We start from the raw sequence: 17,050 nt of genomic DNA, 5'->3' as shown, positions 1-17,050 counted from the left end.
TGCCCATAGGCGCTGACTTTGCGAGTGGAGGCGCCTGAAACGAGGTGTGCCGATCTCCAGATCGGCATCTTCCTGCCGGCAAGCACCGCGCTTCCAAGATGGTCGATCTGGAGATCAACACACCAGATAAGCACCGAGTGCCGCAAAGTCAGCGCCTATGGGCATCCTGCCTGTTCTTCCTGTCTGCCTGCCAGCGTCGCTTCCGGTGCCCCGTTTCAGCTGCCCCCGTCAGCCGGAAAGGCCCGCTTGAACTCGTTGCCTTCGGTGTCCTTGACGTCGACGGTGACGGCCTGACCATTCTTCTCATAGCTGAAGCGAAAAGTGGGATCCTCGCTGAGCGAGATGCCGCCCTCCATGGAAAAGACCGGCTTGTCGCCCTGGGCAACCGCAAGGGTCTGCACGAACCAGGCTGGTGTGTAGAGCCGCGTCACCTGGTCCATCTGCATGCCGGAATAATTGGGATGGCGGATCTGGACCTGGGCTTCCTGGCTGCCCGTGCTCGTAAAGTCGCGGAAGCGCATTTTGCCCAGATTGGCCTTGGCCTCGGCTGGGTCCTTCCCCGCCGGGGCAGAGCAGCCGCCCGCCGCCTTCACGAAGACCTTGGTCATGTGCAGCTTTCCGTCGCTGGTCTCGCTGACCGCCCGGACATAGGAATAGGAATTGACGCGGATGCGCGTCGACAGGCCGAATTGCCGCCTGCCTTCTGCGAGCTTGAAGACGGCCACCAATGGCGAGGGGTTCTCGTCAACCACCAGCGTGATTGCCTTGACCGTACGGGCATCGCCGGGCGGCAGGTTGATATGCACCTCGATCGGCACGAGCGCCGCATCCTCGGCCCTGGCGGGCGCACCGAGGGTCACAGTCGGCTCGGCATCTATGCCCTGCTGGCCGAAAATGTCCGTACGGATGGAATCCCAGGTCGCTTCGCTCGGCGTATCGCCCGCCTCAGCCACGCCCGGACCGGCAAGAAAAAGAATAGCGGCCAAGCATGCACCGCCGAAGACCTGCCGGCGCGAAGGCACCGGTCCGGCAAGAGTCTGGATAGAAGACATCATGCTTCTCCCTTCCTGATGGACAAGACGACCAAGGACGTCTTCTGGTTCCGCCCCGGCCTGCAGCATCACCGATCAGGGCCTCGGCTTGGCCACCTCCATGGCCAGGCCTGCGGCCTTCCAGCCGTCAACGCCATCGCCATACCAATAGATGCGGCCATAGCCGTAGCTCAGCGCCCGCTTGGCGGCGTTCCACGACATCCAGCAATCCTTCTTGCAGAAGAATACCAGCGCCTGCTCGTGGCGCCCCTGGCTCAGCTCCGCGAGGCTGCGCTTGAAATAATCCTCAGTCGTGGCCGCAAGGGCGCCGCGTCCGACCTCCGGTAGCCAGACCGCGCCCGCTATGGTTTCATGCGGCGGATCCCGCCAAACCGTGCCGGCTGGGAGCTCCGCCGGCTTGGGCGGGTGCGGCAGGACATCGACGAAGATGGCCTCTCGCGTTTTCCAGAGCGCCTCGGCCCGCCCAGTGTCCAGCACGGTTGCGCCGGCGAGGGTTGCCGGCGTCGGCGCCTTGTAGTCGTCGAGACGGTAGCCATTTGGCTCGGGAGGGGAGCCTGCATGCACGGGTTGCGCCAAAAGCGCGAGGACCAGAATGACGGCACTGCGCACTGTCATCCGGGTCATCACATCACTCCTGAATCTGCCCGGCGGCGAGATTGGGCCGCTCCGCCGGCAGGCTTTCGGTGGAAACCCTGGGCACACCATAGTCGTCAAGCACCTGTTCGATGTCCTTTTGGCGTTTGCGGATAGCGGCGTTGAGCGTGTGCTTCCACTGCGTCTCGTTCGCCCGGATGCCGAAGGTGATGCGATAGGCCAGCAGGGGCCGCTCGCTCTCCTGCACGAGGGGAATGACCTTGAGCGGCACGCTGGCCTTGCCGGCGTAATAACCGGCGATCGGCCCCCACAGCAGGGCGCCATCAGTCGTCCCCGCGACGAGATCGTCGATCGCTTCCTTGCCCGCCGCATTATCCTGCTGATCCAGGGTCAGCCCGTAGCTCTTGGCCTTGTCGACCAGGCCAAGCCGCTGGAGGTGATCGACGGGCGGCGTCCCGGCGATGATGCCAAATCTGCGTCCTTTGAGGGCGGCATCCTCCAACTTGGTGACACCGGCAAGGGGTCCGGCCGCCTTGACCACGAGGACATAGGTCGATGCGTAATAGGGGTTGGTATGCTGCGTCAGATCGGAGCCCGATGCTGCCCCGATGATGACGTCGCACAGGCCCGTGCCCAACGTGTTGCGCACGAAGCCCATGCCCTGCTGCAGCCAGTAATACCGCACCGGCCGCTGCAACTCCCTGGCCACGATCTCGGCAATGCGGTTCTCGAACCCTTCCTGGCGGCGGTTCGAGAACGGCATGTTGGCCGGATCCGAGCATACGCGCAGATTGGCTTTGTCGACGAGTTCGGGCACCTGCTGGGCGCTGGCAGGATTCAAGCCGAACGCCAACCCGGCCAGGGCAAGTCCTGGCACGAGAAGCTGGCTGAACTCAATTCGCCATGCAGGCCGTTTCGGCATCCTTGGCACTCTGCGGCTTGGGGTCGTGTTTTTCGGGACGGACGCGCGCGAGTGCACCGTCGCTGCGCGCTCGCAGATAGACATAGATGTCATCAAGATAGCACATCACGTTCCGGTTCGTGCCGAAAGTGGGCATCACCTTCTGGCTTGACGTGCTGACATCCTTGCGGCCCTGCACCACGACGGTGGTGAACTGCTCATAGTTCATTTTTTTCAGGGAATCGGTGAGAGCCGGCGCATAGGTCGAACCCGCTCCGTCCGGGCCATGGCACACCGTGCATTCGGAATGATACCGCCGGTAACCGGAGAAAGTATACCAATCCACATTGCCATCTGCAGTAACGTTATAGGTTGGTGCACCCTCGGCATCGCTATATTTGCCATCCTCGCTGCTTGCCGGCTTGGCAGGATCGGCGAAGGCCGACGTCGCTGCAAAAAGGCTCAACGCCAGCGCCGTCAAGCCGAAGAGCGCGCTACGTTGAAGGGGGGCGGCGGGGCGGTTCCCGGTTTGTAATTTGATTGGATTGGCTTGGACAAGCAATCGTCTGTCTCCCACTCAGGGCGCAGGCCACCATTTCGCGGGCCGAACGGCACCGAAAACAGGCAGGCTCTGCTTTTGTCTGGCGAGGAGGCTGGAGGAAAGACGAAGCTTCCTCCAGCCTCAACTGGATGATCGACTAGAGTGTTTTGCGATTTGTCGACATCGACGAGAATCGCAAAGACGCCTCGAAGCAGCGAGCCAGAGCAAACACGCGTTCACGCTTGAACGCGCTTTGCTCTGGGTAGCCTCATCCGCTCATGGCAGTGCGAACACCGTCAGCTGTCCGCCGAGCGCCGTGTAGCTGTTGAGGGCTGCATAGCCGCCAACGGCGCCCAGACCCGCATTCGGATCGGTCAGGCCTGCCGCCAGGCCGATACCGGCCCAGCCACCGACACCCGAGAGCACTGCGACATATTGCTTGCCCTTGTGGGTGTAGGTCATCACGTTGCCGATGATGCCGGAGGGGGTCTTGAACTTGTAGAGTTCCTTGCCCGTCTTGGCATCGATGGCCTTCAGATAGCCTTCCAGCGTGCCGTAGAACACGACGCCACCGGCGGTTGCGAGCGGTCCGGACCACACCGAGAACTGCTCGGGCAGCGACCACACGATCTTGCCCTTGGCAGCGTCCCAGGCGATGAAGTTGCCCATGCCGCCATGGCTGTTGGGGGCCGGATACATCGACAGAGTGGCGCCGACATAAGGCTGGCCCGGAGTGTAGCTCACCTTGAACGGCTCATAATCCATGCAGACATGGTTGGTCGGCACGTAGAAGAGACCGGTCTTGGGGGAATAGGCCATCGGCTGCTGGTCCTTGGAGCCGAGAGCGGCAGGGCATACGCCCTTGGTGTTGACGTCTTCGCCATTCTGTTCGGTCGAATATTTGGCCACGACCAGCGGACGACCATAGGTCTTGCTGTTCTTGTCCATGTCGACCTTGGTGGCCCAGTTCACCACCGGGTCATACTTTTCGGCGACCAGCAGCTCGCCCGTCTCGCGGTCGAGGGTGTAGCCGAAGCCGTTGCGGTCCAGATGGACCAGGGCCTTGCGCTCCTTGCCGTCGATCTTGAGATCAACCAGCGGAACTTCGTTGACGCCGTCATAGTCCCATTCGTCATGGGGCGTCATCTGATAGACCCACTTGGCCATACCGGTGTCGGCGTCACGGGCGAAGATGGTCATCGACCACTTGTTGTCGCCGGGGCGCTGCTTGGGGTTCCAGGTCGAGGGATTGCCCGAACCATAATACACCAGGTTCAGCTTGGGATCATAGGAATACCAGCCCCAGGTGCAGCCACCGCCGGTTTTCCATTGGTCGCCTTGCCAGGTCTTGATGCTGGAATCCTTGCCGATCGGCTTGCCGAGCTCGGTGGTCTTTTCCGGGTCGACCAGCATTTCCTCGTCCGGGCCCATGGAATAGGCGCGCCAGGCTTGCTTGCCGGTTTTCAGGTCATAGGCGGTGAGATGGCAACGCACGCCGAATTCACCACCGGAAATGCCGACGAGGAGCTTGTCCTTGACGGGCATGACGGTCGCCGTATTGGTTTCGCCCTTCTTGGGGTCGCCATTGACGACGGACCAGACCACCTTGCCGGTCTTGGCGTCGAGCGCCACCACCGTGGTGTCGGCCTGATGCAGGAACACCTTGCCGTCGGCATAAGCCAGACCGCGATTGACGGTGTCACAGCACATCACGGGAATGACGTTGGGATCCTGTTTGGGATCGTAACGCCAGATGATCTTGCCTTCATTGTTGAGATCGAGGGCGAAGACCGTGTTGGGAAAAGGCGTATGGACATACATGATGTCGCCGACCACGAGCGGGGCCCCTTCATGGCCGCGCAGGACGCCCGTCGAGAAGGTCCAGGAGACCTGGAGCTTTTTGACGTTTTCCGAGGTTATCTGGTCGAGCTTCGAATATCGCGTGTTCGCATAATCGCCGGTCTGCAGTACCCACTGGTTGGGGTCCTGCGTCAGTTTCTGGACTTCATCATTGGCGTAGGCCTGCGCGCCAAAAAACAGCGAGCAGACCACGCCCAGCCACGCTATCAGTATTTTCATTGGGCTTCCTCCGAGTGGCCACACGCATGCCGTCCCGCCGGACCACATGCCGAACTTGATTGTCGTTCTTCTAGCCTTGGGGATACCTCGTCTCTTCGACAGCGTGTCACAGCCGGCGGTTTCGCCTCGGAGCCATAGGCATAAGCCGCTGGCTTTCGAATCGACACTGCGATCCCCATCACGGTGCCGTTGGAAGTCGAAGATGCGTTACCTTATGCAACGGGTTCAGTTCGTGCAAGATTTGACTGACATACCACTAGATTTATTTTTACCTTATTATGATGCACCGCATCATCTTCTGCGTGCAGCGCAAAATAACGATGGTACTATACGGTGCCCCAGCAGGTTGCCGCCTATTCCCATTCCAGTTCGCGATAGGCGCTTGTCGCATTCCGAACATTGAAGTCGTCGAACAACTTCCAGTTGCCGCGTTCCGACTGCGCCGCCTCCTTCACGGCCTGCTGCAAGGGCTTGCCCTGAGCAATCATGGTGCGCAAATCGTCCCGCAAGCGCTCGAGGTAGCGAACCATGGCGTCGGCCGCGCCCGGCCAGGCCATCGCCGCCGGCCCGTGCCCCGGCACGACGCGCGCGGCCTGCCGCGATCGCAGTGTACCGATCACGGCAAGCCAGCCATTGAGACTGCCGTCGAGGGCCGGTACATGGCCCGAAAAAAGCAGGTCCCCGAGAAACCAAGTGCCGGTCTTCTCGTCCATCACGGTGAGATCGGTGTTGGTATGCGCGGTCGGCCATGCCTCGAGCAGGAGGCGCCGCCCGCCGAGATCCAGTGCGAGACGATCCTTCACCAGCAAAGTGGGAGCGATCGCCTCGGTCCCGGCAAAGGCGCTCTCACCGATCAGCCTGCGGGTCGCCGAAAGATAGGTGTCGGCGCGCGCTGCCAGAGCCTCCGGCAGATTGGCATGACCGACGATCACCGCGCCGGGCAGACGGAATGCGGCATTGCCGAGCAGATGGTCAGGGTGAACGTGGGTATCGATGACATAGCGGATGGGCTTGTTGGTGCGAGCACGGATAGCTGCCAGCAGGGCAAGACCCGCCTGCCGCGAACCGCCGGTATCGATGACCGCGACCGCTTCGCCGCCAATGACGAAGCCGGCATTGCCGATGGCATCGCTATTGCCCGGCGCGGCAAGTTCATGCGGCGCGGCAAAGACGAAGACACCCTGCGCCACCTCGGTCACCGGCAAGGGCGGCTGCGTTTGCGCGAGGGCCGCGCTCATTGCGAAGACAAAGTTACCCCACAAGAAAGCCAGGACGACGAGCCGGCGCATCACCTCGGACCCCCTCATATCAGGCGCCGCGGCTGGGACCGCGGACGTCTCGTCCGCTCTTGCTTTCCTGCAAGCGCGGCGTTTCCAAGATGCGGACGTCGCCGCCACATCGAGCGTCGCTCCATGTGGCTGTCGTCCGCCGTCCCAGGCGACGCGCCTTGCCATGAAGGCATCACAGGCCGAAGCGGTGGGCAAATTCGCGATGCCGCTCCTCGATCCAGGCCGAATGGCGGTCCTCGCGCGCCTTGCCGATCACCACCTCATGCAGGATGCGGGTGGGGCGGTGGCTCAGAAACAGCAGCCGGTCAGCGAGCCCGATCGCCTCGCGCACATTATGGGTGACCATCAGGACCGTGATGCGATGATGGGCGACTGCCGCCAGCAGGCCGGCTCGCAGGTCGGCAGCGGCCTTGTCGTCGAGCGATACGAAGGGCTCGTCCAGCACCAGCAATTGCGGTTCCAGCGCCAGAGCCCGGGCCAGCGAAACACGGCGCTGCAGGCCGAGCGACAGCGCATGCGGATAATGGCTGCGCCACTCCAAAAGGCCGAGCCGCCCGAACAGGTCGTCGAGACTACGCCGGCGCTGCACGGGCGGCAGGGCAATCCGGATGTTCTGCTCCACCGTCCGCCAGGGCAGCAGGCGCGGTTCCTGAAAGGTCACGCCAACAGTCAGTGTCTCGATTTCCGGCTCCACCCTGCCCTCGAAGCCACGGTCAAGGCCGAGCAGGATCTTCAAGGCCGTGGTCTTGCCGCAGCCGGAGGGGCCGATCAGGCAGGCGAACTCGCCGAGAGACAGCGACAGGCCGAAATCCCTGACAGCCTCCACCGCCCTGCCGCGATCATCGCGGTAGACCTTGCTGGCGATATGCACGTCAAGCAAGGGCGGGGCGCCAGCGTTGGGCATGCTTTTCCAGGGGCTGCAGCAGGAGGAACTCGATGGCAAGCATGACGCAGGTGAAGGCAAGAGCATAGCCCAGCACTGCCGTGACATCAGAAAGCTGGAAATAGAGCGAAATGGCGTAGCCCACGCCGGAGGAACGGCCGAGCAATTCGACCAACAGCACGATCTTCCAGACCAGCGACAGGCCGGAGCGCGCCGCGGCCGCGACATAGGGCGCCAGTTGCGGCAGCAGGACATGGCGCAGCCAAGTTACGGCCGAAAACCGATAGACCCGGCTCATCTCCTCCAGATCACGATCGAGCGCCCGTGTCCCCTCGCGCAGCACCACGATGACATTGGGGATCTTGTTGAGGGCCACCGCCGTCACCGCAGCGGCCTCCGTCAAGCCGAGCCAGATGTAGCACAGCACCGCGATCACCAGGGCCGGCATGTTGAGCAGCACCAGCAGCCAGACGTCGAAAGCCGCATTGGCCCGGCGCCAACGGCCGAGAGCGACGCCGATGATACTGCCGATCAGCATGGCCACGCCAAAGGCGGCGGCTACCCGCCACAGCGTGATGCCGACATTGGCGATGAGGTCTCCGCGCTGCGTCTCAGCGACGATGAAGGCGAACACCGCGCCCGGCGAGGGCAGCAGCGGCCCGTTCGCCATCCTGGCAGCGACCTCCCAGATCACGAGCAAGGCGAGCAGCGAGACCAGCCGGGCCGCAACGCCCGCCAGACGCCCCAGACCCGATGCCGTCAGCGCCCCGTCCAATAGAGCCCCTCCGGAAGAGCGGCGGTCTTGCCGACCAGTTTCTCGCCACCGAGCTTGGCCAGCATGGCATAGAGCTTGGCGGCATCGGCGCGCTCCTCCTCGACGGAACGGCTGGGAATGCCGGCGATGAAAGTCCGCTTCAGGACACCGTAGGTTGCCTCGTCATCGGCCTGCATCAAGGGTCGAAGCTGTGTCCATAGCGCCTCCTGGCTGGCCAGCGCCTGCTTGGCCTGCCGCGATATGCGGGCAAAGGCCGAGATCTTCTCATCGGCCTGCGCATCGCCACGCTTGAAGACATAGCCGACGAAGGAAAGCGGCCCCTCGACGCCGAAGGACCTTGCGACCTCGTCGGCACCGACCAGGCGCTTGTAGCCCTTGGCCTCGAGCCGCGCGCAGAAGTTCCAGTAGAGCAGGGCCGCATCGAGTTCCCCTTGTTCCAGCTTCATGCTCAGCAAGGGGGGCGCCCCGAACACCGGCATGGCCGCCTTGGCAAGATCGAGACCGGCCTGATGCTGCGCGTAGGCCTGCAGCATGATCCAGCTCTTGTCGAGCGCTCCGCCGGCCACACCGATGCGCTTGCCGGCAAGATCGGCCACGGTGGCAATCGTCGAGTTCGGCGCCCGCATCACCGCGCCCTCCGATGCCGAGAAAGGCAGGAAGACGATATCGCGCCCCTCGCCGCGCATGCGCGCCGCCCAGAGCAGATCCGACACGATGCTGTCGACGGCATCGCCCAGAAAAGCGATCCGCGACGCATCGTTTGAGGCAAGCTTGAGCGGATCGATCGCCAGACCCGCAGCCTTGTCCAGGCCGAGCGCCCGGATGGCGGCGAGTTCCCATTCGACGGTGCCGAAGGACAGGACACCGAGGCGCAGCGGCGGCAATTGCGCCTGGGCCGTGCCGATGCCGCCCAGAAACCCCGCGCCCAGCCCTGCACCCGCAAGCGCGAAAAATTGTCGCCGCTTCATCATTACCATAACCCGGAACCGGAGCGGGTCATCATGGGCCCATCCCCATCATATTGCTTCTGAAAAGACCGCTGCTGCCGAACCGGGAGCGACCCGATTGCACACGCCCGCAAGCACGTATCCTCCCTGTGCAGATAATATCTATTCTTGACAAGCAGTGTGGTCATCATTCTTCATGCTGTCCAGTCACTTTACGTTGCGCCTAGACTGATTCACAACGCAGCATGACACATGAAGAATAAAATAAGCAGAAATTAAGCTTAATCTTCAATGACCTTGGATGAACGGTCGAAAGGGAGAGAAAATGCGACAGGTCGCAGTTGGAATTCTTGCCTCTATCCTGATATCGAGTGCCGCCTTCGCGCAAGATGCGGCGCTCGGTGAAAAAGTCTTCATCAAGTGTAAAGTCTGCCATCAGGTTGGAGAAACTGCCAAGAACGCCGTCGGCCCCGAGTTGAACGGAGTAATCGGCCGCAAATCGGGATCCATTGACAGTTATACCTATTCTCCGGCAATGAAGAGCGCCGGCCTGACCTGGGCCGAGGACACTCTCTCAGAATATCTTAAGAACCCAAAACAGAAGGTGCCCGGCAACAAGATGGCCTTTGTCGGCCTGTCGAAGCCGGACGACATCGCCAATGTCATCGCCTTTCTCAAGCAGTTCGATGCCAGCGGCAAGAAGGCACCCTGAAGGCCCCGATGCCCGTTCCGCACCGATACTGAAATCGGCCACACGCGGGATCGGGCCATGACCCTCCCGTCGGCCGCGCAGTACCCGTCATTCGGCGGCCACGAATTCCGTTTTCGAATCATGGCCCAGTCCCAGCACCAGCAGGGCCGAGACGAGCGGCAGGAGCGATAGCGCCAGCAGCCCCATGGCGGTGCCCCCGGTCTGGTCCTTGAACCAGCCGATCAGATAGGGTCCGCCAAAGCCGGCGAGATTGCCGATCGAATTGATCAATGCGATGCCGGCCGCGGCCGATGCCCCGCTCAGAAAGGCTGTCGGCAAGGTCCAGAACAGGGAGAAGGTGCAGAACACGCCGATGGCCGCCACCGTCAGCGCGATCATGGTCAGGACGGGATCGGTGAGCGTGCTGGCCGCGGCCAGGGACAAGGCGATCAGGAAGAGTGGCAGAGCGACATGCCAGACCCGTTCGCGGACGCGGTCCGAGTGCTGCGCCCACAGGATCATGGCAACCGAGCCGAACACATAGGGGATCGCCGTCACGAAGCCGGTCTGGATATTGCTGAGGCCGAAGGCCTTCACGATCTGCGGCAGCCAGAACTGCATGCCATAGAGCGCCCCGACGAAGCCGAAATAGACCAGGCTCAACACGAGAACCTTGGGCGAGGCCAAGGCCTGGCGCAGGCCCAGATGATGGGCGGCCTGCTTGGCGGCCTCTTCCCGTTCCAGGCGGTCGGAGAGCCACCTTTTCTGCTCGGGGCTGAGCCAGCCGGCGGCCGCTGGCCGGTCGGTGAGATAAAACCAGGTCACGATGCCCAGAAGGGCCGCCGGAATACCTTCGAGGATGAAGAGCCATTGCCAGCCTTTCAGGCCGCCGATGCCGTCCATGCCGAGCAGATAGCCGGAAATCGGTGCGCCGATCATGGTCGATACCGGCACGGCGACGGCGAAGGCCGCGAGAATGCGGGCGCGATATTTGGCCGGGTACCAATAGGTCAGATAGAGGATGATGCCCGGAAAGAAGCCGGCCTCCGCCACGCCGAGCAGGAAACGCAACACGTAAAAACTCACCGGTCCTGCGACCAACGCCATCAGCGCGGAGATGATGCCCCAACTGATCATGATGCGGGCGATCCACCGGCTTGCGCCGACCTTGTGCAGGATGACGTTGCTGGGCACTTCGAAGAGGAAATAGCCGATGAAGAAGATGCCGGCGCCCCAGCTGAACACCAAAGGCGAGAATTTCAGCTCGTCATTCATGGTCAAGGCGGCAAAGCCGAGATTGACGCGGTCGAGATAGGCCAGGAGATAGGCCAGCATCAGGAACGGCAGCAGCCGCCAGGACACGGCCCGCACGGTCGACGCTTCCAGCGCACTCCCCTCTTGTTCCGACATGACGCTCATCGGCCTTTCCTTCCCATTACTGCCGAGCGGTCTTTTCGGCCATCCTGAACAGCGGATGGCGACGTGCCGCTCTTTCCATCGCAGACCTACCACCCGTCTCGCGACATCGCGAGACAATGTGGGCGCAACGCCTCACTATCCTTCCTGTCGGATACGATAGGCGCAGCGCCGGGCACCATGGACGATGTGCTCGGTTCGCTCCACCGAGCATTGCGGCCCCAGCATTTCGCGGAAAATCGCGAGTTCCGAGCGGCAGAAGCCCTGGCAGGCCGTGGCAGCCGCGCAGATGGGACAATGGTTTTCGATGAGGATCCAGCCCGCGCCATCCTCGGCGGGGCGCTGCTCGGCCATATAGCCCTCGCGCGTGCGAATCTCGGCGAGCGCGGCAATACGGGCCTCGGGGCCCTCGACCGGGCCAAGCTCGGCCCGGTAGGCCGCGCGCATCTCGTCCTCGCGCGCCGCGATCAGGCGTTCGAGCGCCTCGGGTCCGAGCAGGTCGCGGACATTGCGCAGCAAATTCACCGTCAGCTCGGCATGGGTGTCGGGGAAGCGGCCATGTCCCTGCGCCGTCAGGCGCCAGAACTGGGAGGGCCGGCCGACGCCCCTGGCGACAGATTCGGTCTCGACCAGGCCTTCGGCGGCGAGCTTCATCAATTGCTGGCGGGCGTTCTCGCCGGTCGTGCCGATCGCCTGGCCGAGCTCGGCCGCCGTCTGCTGTCCCCTTGTCTTCAGGAGAAGCAACAGGCGATCGGGTCCCGAGCGCGCTTGCGGGCTCGAATTTTCCAGCTCAGGCGTCGACATGGTCCTCTGCGGGTTATATTCAAAGCGTCAGCTTGCTTTATATGAATTCGGGCAACGGGATGCAATCTCGCCGATGGTTCAGGGCCCGTTTCCACCCTCTTGAATTCCGGGAACCCGGCCTCCACTCTCGCAACATGGCTGAGCATGATGAAGAGGGAGCGAATGCCGCTTCGCCCCCCGCCGATCCGGCAACCGCGCGGGACGTCCACCTCGCCTACAAGGTGGACATCGTCGTGATCGGCGCCGGCCAGGCCGGGCTGTCGAGCGCCTATCATCTGCACGAGCTAGGCCTGCCGGCGGGGCGCGGTTTTCTGGTGCTCGACAAGGCGCCCGCACCGGGCGGGGCCTGGCAATATCGCTGGCCGTCCTTGACGCTGAGCACCGTCAACCGCGTGCACGACCTGCCCGGCATGGCCTTTGCCGAAATCATCGATCCCGGCCTCACCGAGGTGCCGGCGGCGCAAGCGGTGCCGCGCTATTACGAAGCCTATGAGCGCAAATTCGAGCTGCCCGTCTATCGTCCGGTGACGGTCAAGGTCGTCTGCGAGCGCGGCGGCCGCTTCCGGGTCGAGACGGACCGGGAGACCTTTTCGGCCCGCGGCCTCATCAACGCGACCGGTACCTGGGAGACGCCCTATATTCCCGACACTCCCGGCCGGGATCGCTTCAGCGGGCGGCAACTCCACACCCGCGACTACCAGACCGCCGAAGCCTTCGCCGGCCAGCGCGTCCTGGTGGTCGGCGGCGGCATCTCGGCCGTGCAGATCCTCGACGAGATCTCGCGCGTGACCGAGACGATCTGGGTGACCCGACGCGAGCCGCAATTCCGCGAGCGCCCCTTCACGCCCGAGGACGGACGGGCGGCCGTCGCCATCGTCGAGGACCGGGTGCGGCGCGGCCTCATCCCCGGCTCCATCGTCTCGGTCACCGGCCTGCCTCTCACCCCGGCCCTGAGGGCCGCGCGCGAGCGGGGCGTGCTGGCGCGCCGGCCGATGTTCAGCGCGATCACGCAGGACGGCGTGCGCTGGGCCGATGGCAGCGAGGAAAAGGTCGACGTCATCCTGTGGTGCACCGGCTTTCGCTCGTCGCTCGACCATCTGGCGCCGCTGCAGATCCGCGAGGACGATGGCGGCATCGTGATGACCGGCCGCCTGGCGACGCAGGTCGCCCGGGACCCACGCATCCATCTCGTTGGCTACGGTCCCTCGGCCTCGACCATCGGCGCCAATCGCGCCGGCGCCGCGGCGGCCCAGGAGCTGACGGCGACATTGGGGATCGGCGGTATAAGCCCCAATCCCTTACCCTCCCCTGGAGGGGGAGGGTCGGCCTGAAAGGCCGGGGTGGGGTGCAGAAACACGGATCGTGACCATAGAAACAGGTCTTTTTCCGAAGAAGTCACCCCACCCCGAGGCTTCGCCTCGACCCTCCCCCTGCAGGGGAGGGTAAGGCAGGTCGCAGTCTCACCCGGTCTTCAGCGCATCCGTGTCGATCGGCAGGGTGCGTACGCGCTTGCCGGTCGCGGCGAAGACGGCGTTGGCGACGGCCGGGCCGACGGCGACGGTCGCCGTCTCCCCGATGCCGCCAGGGGCCTCGGCGCTCTTGACCAGATGGGTTTCCACCACCGGCACCTCGTCGATGCGCATGGGCAGATAGGTGTCGAAATTGCCCTGCTCTACCCGGCCGTCCTTCAAGGTGATGGCGCCGTGCAGCGCCGCGGTGAGGCCGAAGATCGCGCCACCCTCGACCTGCGCGGCGATGGTGTCCGGGTTGACCTGCAGGCCGCAATCGACGGCGCAGGTGAGACGATGCACCTTGAGCGTGCCGTCGGCGGCCGTCTCGACTTCGGCCACCATCGACATGAAGCTGCCGAAGGCGAACTGCACGGAGACGCCGCGCCCGCGCTCCTTGGGCAGGGGCTTGCCCCAGCCCGCCTTCTCGGCCGCCAGCGTGAGCACGCCGAGCGCCCGCGGGTTGTTGGCGAGCAGTTCCTTGCGATAGGCGACCGGGTCCGCCTTGGCCGCGGCGGCCAGCTCGTCCATGAAGCTCTCGACCACGAAGACGTTGTGCGTCGGCCCGACGCCGCGCCACCAGGAAGTCGGGATGCCCGGCGGTTCGACCCGGACATAGTCGACATGGATGTTGGGCAGGGCATAGGGCGGTTCGGCCGCCGCCTCCACCGCATCGGAATCGATGCCGTCCTTGAAGGCCGGCGGGAAGTAGCGCGCCAGGATCGAGGAGCCGGCGATGCGATGGGTCCAGGCCACCGGCTTACCGGAAGCATCGAGCCCCGCCGACATCCGGTCGAAATAATAGGGCCGGTACATGTCGTGCTGGATGTCCTCCTCGCGGCTCCAGATCACCTTCACAGGCCCATCGACCTGCTGGGCCACCTTGACGGCGCGCGCGACGCCATCGGCCTCCAGCCGGCGCCCGAAGCCGCCACCGATGAGGTGGTTGTAGACCTTGATCTTGTCCTTGGGCAGGCCGGTGATCTCGGCCGCGACCGCCTGCGCCATGGTGGGCACCTGCGTGCCGACCCAGACATCGCAGCCATCCTTGCGCACATGCACGGTGCAGTTCATCGGCTCCATGGCGGCATGGGCGAGGAAGGGCACCTGGTAGATGGCTTCGAGCTTTTTGGCGGCGCCGCCGAGCGCCTTGGCGGTGTCGCCCTCGTTGCGGGCCACCGCGCCCGGCTGCTTGGAGGCCTCGGTGAGCTGGCTGACGATTCCGGCGCTGTCGACCTTGGCGTTCGGCCCGTCGTCCCAGGTGATGTTGGCGGCGGCGAGGCCCTTCTTGGCCGCACCCATATGGTCGGCGACCACGGCGACGGCATCGTCGGTCTTGACCACCTGGCGTACGCCCTTGACGGCCAGCACCGCCTTGTCGTCCACGGATTTGGGCTTGCCGCCGAACACCGGCGAAATGGCGATGGCGGCGAGCTTCATGCCCGGCAGCTTGACGTCGATGCCGAACTCGGCCTTGCCGACCACCTTGTCCGGCGTATCCAGCCGCTTGGCCGGCGTGCCCAGCAGCTTGAAATCCTTGGGGTCCTTGAGGGTGATGCTCTCGGGCTTGGGCACCGGCATGGTCGCGGCGTCGTCGGCGAGCTCGCCATAGCCGAGCGTCGCATTGCTGGCCGGATTGAGCACGGCGCCGTCGCGGGCCGTCAGCTTGGCCGCGTCGACGTTCCAGCGCTTGGCGGCGGCGGCGATCAGCATGGTGCGGGCCGCCGCGCCGGCCTGCCGCAAAGGCAGCCAGAAGGCGCGTATGGTGGTGGAGCCGCCCGTCGCCTGGCTGCCGAGCAGGGCATTGCCATAGAGCTTGTCGTCGGGCGGGGAATGTTCGAGCCTGACCTGGTGGAGGCCGACCTCCAGCTCCTCGGCCAGCAGCATGGCCTGGGCGGTGTAGACGCCCTGGCCCATCTCGACCATCGGCATCACCAGCGTGACCAGGCCCTGCCTGTCGATGCGGATGAAGGCATTGGGCGCGAAGTCCTTGGCTTCGGCCGCGGCGACCGGCGATCCGGCCAGCGGCGGCAAAGCGAGCGTGAGAACGAAGCCGCCGCCGATGGCGGCTCCCGCCTTCAGGAAGGCGCGGCGATCGAGGTGTGAACGTGTATCGGTACCGTCGGGCATGATCCCTTCCCTCCTCAAGCAGCGGCGTGATGGATGGCGGCGCGGATACGCTGATAGGTGCCGCAGCGGCAGACATTGCCGGACATGGCGGCATCGATGTCCTCATCGCTCGGCTTGGGCGTGGCGGCGAGCAGGGCCGCGGCCGACATCAGCTGGCCGGACTGGCAATAGCCGCACTGCACCACTTCGAGATCGAGCCAGGCCTTCTGCAAGGCCTTGCCCTGCGCGGTCTCGCCGATCGCCTCGATGGTGGTGACGGCGCTCTCGCCGACGCTTTCCAGCGGCGTGACGCAGGAGCGCGTCGCCGTGCCGTCGACATGCACGGTGCAGGCACCGCACAAGGCGGCACCGCAGCCGAACTTGGTGCCGGTCATGCCCAAAATGTCACGCAGCACCCATAACAGCGGCGTGTCGCCATCGGCATCGATGGTGTGAGCGGTTCCGTTGATCTTGATGGTATAGGCCATGGCAGTCTCCCGCGAGTCGGAAGGGCATATCCCCTCCTTGGAGCCATTCCAGACAATCAGCCTAGGCCTGTCGGGGCAAGGGTTCAATCGATCACAAGCCGGTGTGGGCTTTGGAACGCCTGCAAGTTGCCCGATGCACGGATCTCTCGCGTCACAGATAAAGCGCGGAAATCCTTCCCCGGCTTCGGGGAAGTCCGGAACATCTTCGTAAACGAAGATGTTCCTTCCATCGCTGCATGGCAGCGACGGAAGGGGGAGAGTGGCGCCGACCTGTCAACTCCAGGGGCATTTGCGCCACGCTCCCCCACCCCGCCCTTCGGGCCACCCTCCCCGAAGTCGGGGAGGGATAGTCGAGCCTCTTCCTGCTGAGCGGAATGCGCGAAGCCCGCAGCCATCCCTCACACGCTGCTCAGCAGCAGGCTCGTCTCGCTGTTGGACACCCCGTCGATCAGCCGGACCTCGCGCAGCACCCGGTCGAATTCGGCCAGGCTCGCGGCGCGGATGTTGGCGACCAGGTCCCAATTGCCGTTGGTGGTGTGCAGCGTGTGCACCTCCGGCAGGCCGCGCAGCTTGCGGATGACCTGCGTGGTCGACTTGCCGACCACCTCGATCATCATCACCGCATGCACGGCGTTCATGTCGTAATCCTCGCGGACGCGGGCGGTGAAGCCGAGCAGCGTGCCAGTCTCGATCAGGCGGTCGAGCCGGTTCTGCACGGTGCCGCGCGCCACGCCCAGGGCATCGGCGAGCTTGGAAAGGGAGGCCCGGCCATCGGTGCGCAGATGCGCGATGATGCCGCGGTCGAGCGCATCGGGAATATATTTGACCGTTTCGACGTCCCGGCCCGTCACTGACATTTTTCTCAACCCGACCTAGCAATCTGTATAATCCGTTGACGGATTTAACACAGGATTGCGATTTCGGTGAACATTCGTACGGCCTACAACTGGAAGCAACAGTGACCGTTCCGGGA

16 protein-coding genes are annotated in these 17,050 nt (G+C 64.0%); 2 read left to right on the top strand and 14 right to left on the bottom strand.

The features are described 5' to 3' along the window. Positions 1 to 215: 215 nt before the first annotated feature. From ACN6KF_RS27145 to ACN6KF_RS27105, 9 genes are all read right to left on the bottom strand, one after another. Positions 216 to 1,055 carry a quinoprotein dehydrogenase-associated SoxYZ-like carrier gene (locus tag ACN6KF_RS27145; protein ID WP_434960030.1) on the bottom strand — a complete coding sequence of 280 codons (840 nt, stop codon included), beginning with the start codon at positions 1,053 to 1,055 and terminating at the stop codon, positions 216 to 218. 72 nt (positions 1,056 to 1,127) lie between these two features. Next, positions 1,128 to 1,676, bottom strand: coding sequence for a PQQ-dependent catabolism-associated CXXCW motif protein (locus ACN6KF_RS27140; protein WP_434960029.1), 549 nt, complete (start codon positions 1,674 to 1,676; stop codon positions 1,128 to 1,130). Between the two features lie 4 nt (positions 1,677 to 1,680). After that, the gene (locus tag ACN6KF_RS27135; RefSeq protein ID WP_434960028.1) at positions 1,681 to 2,487 is read right to left on the bottom strand and encodes a substrate-binding domain-containing protein; all 807 of its coding nucleotides are present in this window, start codon (positions 2,485 to 2,487) and stop codon (positions 1,681 to 1,683) included. A 52-nt stretch (positions 2,488 to 2,539) separates the two neighbouring features. Next, the gene (locus tag ACN6KF_RS27130) at positions 2,540 to 3,028 is read right to left on the bottom strand and encodes a c-type cytochrome, methanol metabolism-related (protein WP_434961313.1); all 489 of its coding nucleotides are present in this window, start codon (positions 3,026 to 3,028) and stop codon (positions 2,540 to 2,542) included. Between the two features lie 336 nt (positions 3,029 to 3,364). Next, positions 3,365 to 5,167: a lanthanide-dependent methanol dehydrogenase XoxF5 gene (gene xoxF5 / locus ACN6KF_RS27125; RefSeq protein WP_434960027.1), complete on the bottom strand. Its 1,803-nt coding sequence runs from the start codon at positions 5,165 to 5,167 to the stop codon at positions 3,365 to 3,367. 353 nt (positions 5,168 to 5,520) lie between these two features. Further along, positions 5,521 to 6,474 (bottom strand): quinoprotein relay system zinc metallohydrolase 2, encoded by a 954-nt coding sequence (locus ACN6KF_RS27120; RefSeq protein ID WP_434960026.1) that lies wholly within the window; start codon positions 6,472 to 6,474, stop codon positions 5,521 to 5,523. A gap of 154 nt (positions 6,475 to 6,628) precedes the next feature. Beyond that, positions 6,629 to 7,360 carry an ABC transporter ATP-binding protein gene (locus tag ACN6KF_RS27115; protein ID WP_434960025.1) on the bottom strand — a complete coding sequence of 244 codons (732 nt, stop codon included), beginning with the start codon at positions 7,358 to 7,360 and terminating at the stop codon, positions 6,629 to 6,631. Then, entirely contained in the window at positions 7,329 to 8,009 is a 681-nt protein-coding gene (locus ACN6KF_RS27110; protein WP_434961312.1) for an ABC transporter permease, read from the bottom strand. Before ACN6KF_RS27110 ends, ACN6KF_RS27115 begins: the two co-directional genes overlap by 32 nt. Positions 8,010 to 8,098: 89 nt before the next feature. Then, entirely contained in the window at positions 8,099 to 9,085 is a 987-nt protein-coding gene (locus ACN6KF_RS27105; protein ID WP_434960024.1) for an ABC transporter substrate-binding protein, read from the bottom strand. Positions 9,086 to 9,386: 301 nt separating this feature from the next. On the opposite strand from ACN6KF_RS27105, the gene ACN6KF_RS27100 reads away from it, so the two are divergent. Beyond that, positions 9,387 to 9,773, top strand: coding sequence for a c-type cytochrome (locus ACN6KF_RS27100; protein WP_434960023.1), 387 nt, complete (start codon positions 9,387 to 9,389; stop codon positions 9,771 to 9,773). Between the two features lie 87 nt (positions 9,774 to 9,860). On the opposite strand, the gene ACN6KF_RS27095 is transcribed toward ACN6KF_RS27100, so the two are convergent. Both ACN6KF_RS27095 and ACN6KF_RS27090 read right to left on the bottom strand, forming a co-directional pair. After that, positions 9,861 to 11,171: an MFS transporter gene (locus ACN6KF_RS27095; RefSeq protein ID WP_434960022.1), complete on the bottom strand. Its 1,311-nt coding sequence runs from the start codon at positions 11,169 to 11,171 to the stop codon at positions 9,861 to 9,863. Between the two features lie 135 nt (positions 11,172 to 11,306). After that, the gene (locus ACN6KF_RS27090) at positions 11,307 to 11,972 is read right to left on the bottom strand and encodes a helix-turn-helix transcriptional regulator (RefSeq protein ID WP_434960021.1); all 666 of its coding nucleotides are present in this window, start codon (positions 11,970 to 11,972) and stop codon (positions 11,307 to 11,309) included. A 134-nt stretch (positions 11,973 to 12,106) separates the two neighbouring features. Between ACN6KF_RS27090 and ACN6KF_RS27085 the strand changes: the two genes are divergently transcribed. Next, positions 12,107 to 13,303, top strand: coding sequence for an NAD(P)-binding domain-containing protein (locus ACN6KF_RS27085; protein ID WP_434960020.1), 1,197 nt, complete (start codon positions 12,107 to 12,109; stop codon positions 13,301 to 13,303). A gap of 129 nt (positions 13,304 to 13,432) precedes the next feature. On the opposite strand, the gene ACN6KF_RS27080 is transcribed toward ACN6KF_RS27085, so the two are convergent. The 3 genes from ACN6KF_RS27080 to ACN6KF_RS27070 form a co-directional block, all read right to left on the bottom strand. Continuing rightward, positions 13,433 to 15,610, bottom strand: coding sequence for a xanthine dehydrogenase family protein molybdopterin-binding subunit (locus tag ACN6KF_RS27080; RefSeq protein ID WP_434960019.1), 2,178 nt, complete (start codon positions 15,608 to 15,610; stop codon positions 13,433 to 13,435). Between the two features lie 14 nt (positions 15,611 to 15,624). After that, complete coding sequence (locus ACN6KF_RS27075) at positions 15,625 to 16,077, bottom strand: (2Fe-2S)-binding protein (protein WP_434960018.1); 453 nt, start codon at positions 16,075 to 16,077, stop codon at positions 15,625 to 15,627. 398 nt (positions 16,078 to 16,475) lie between these two features. After that, positions 16,476 to 16,934: an Lrp/AsnC family transcriptional regulator gene (locus ACN6KF_RS27070; RefSeq protein ID WP_434960017.1), complete on the bottom strand. Its 459-nt coding sequence runs from the start codon at positions 16,932 to 16,934 to the stop codon at positions 16,476 to 16,478. Between the last annotated feature and the right edge of the window lie 116 nt (positions 16,935 to 17,050).

The sequence above is a fragment of the Labrys methylaminiphilus subsp. lupini genome, assembly GCF_051161885.1.
In the GTDB taxonomy this organism is placed as follows: domain Bacteria; phylum Pseudomonadota; class Alphaproteobacteria; order Rhizobiales; family Labraceae; genus Labrys.
This window is presented reverse-complemented; position numbering and strand designations above follow the sequence as displayed.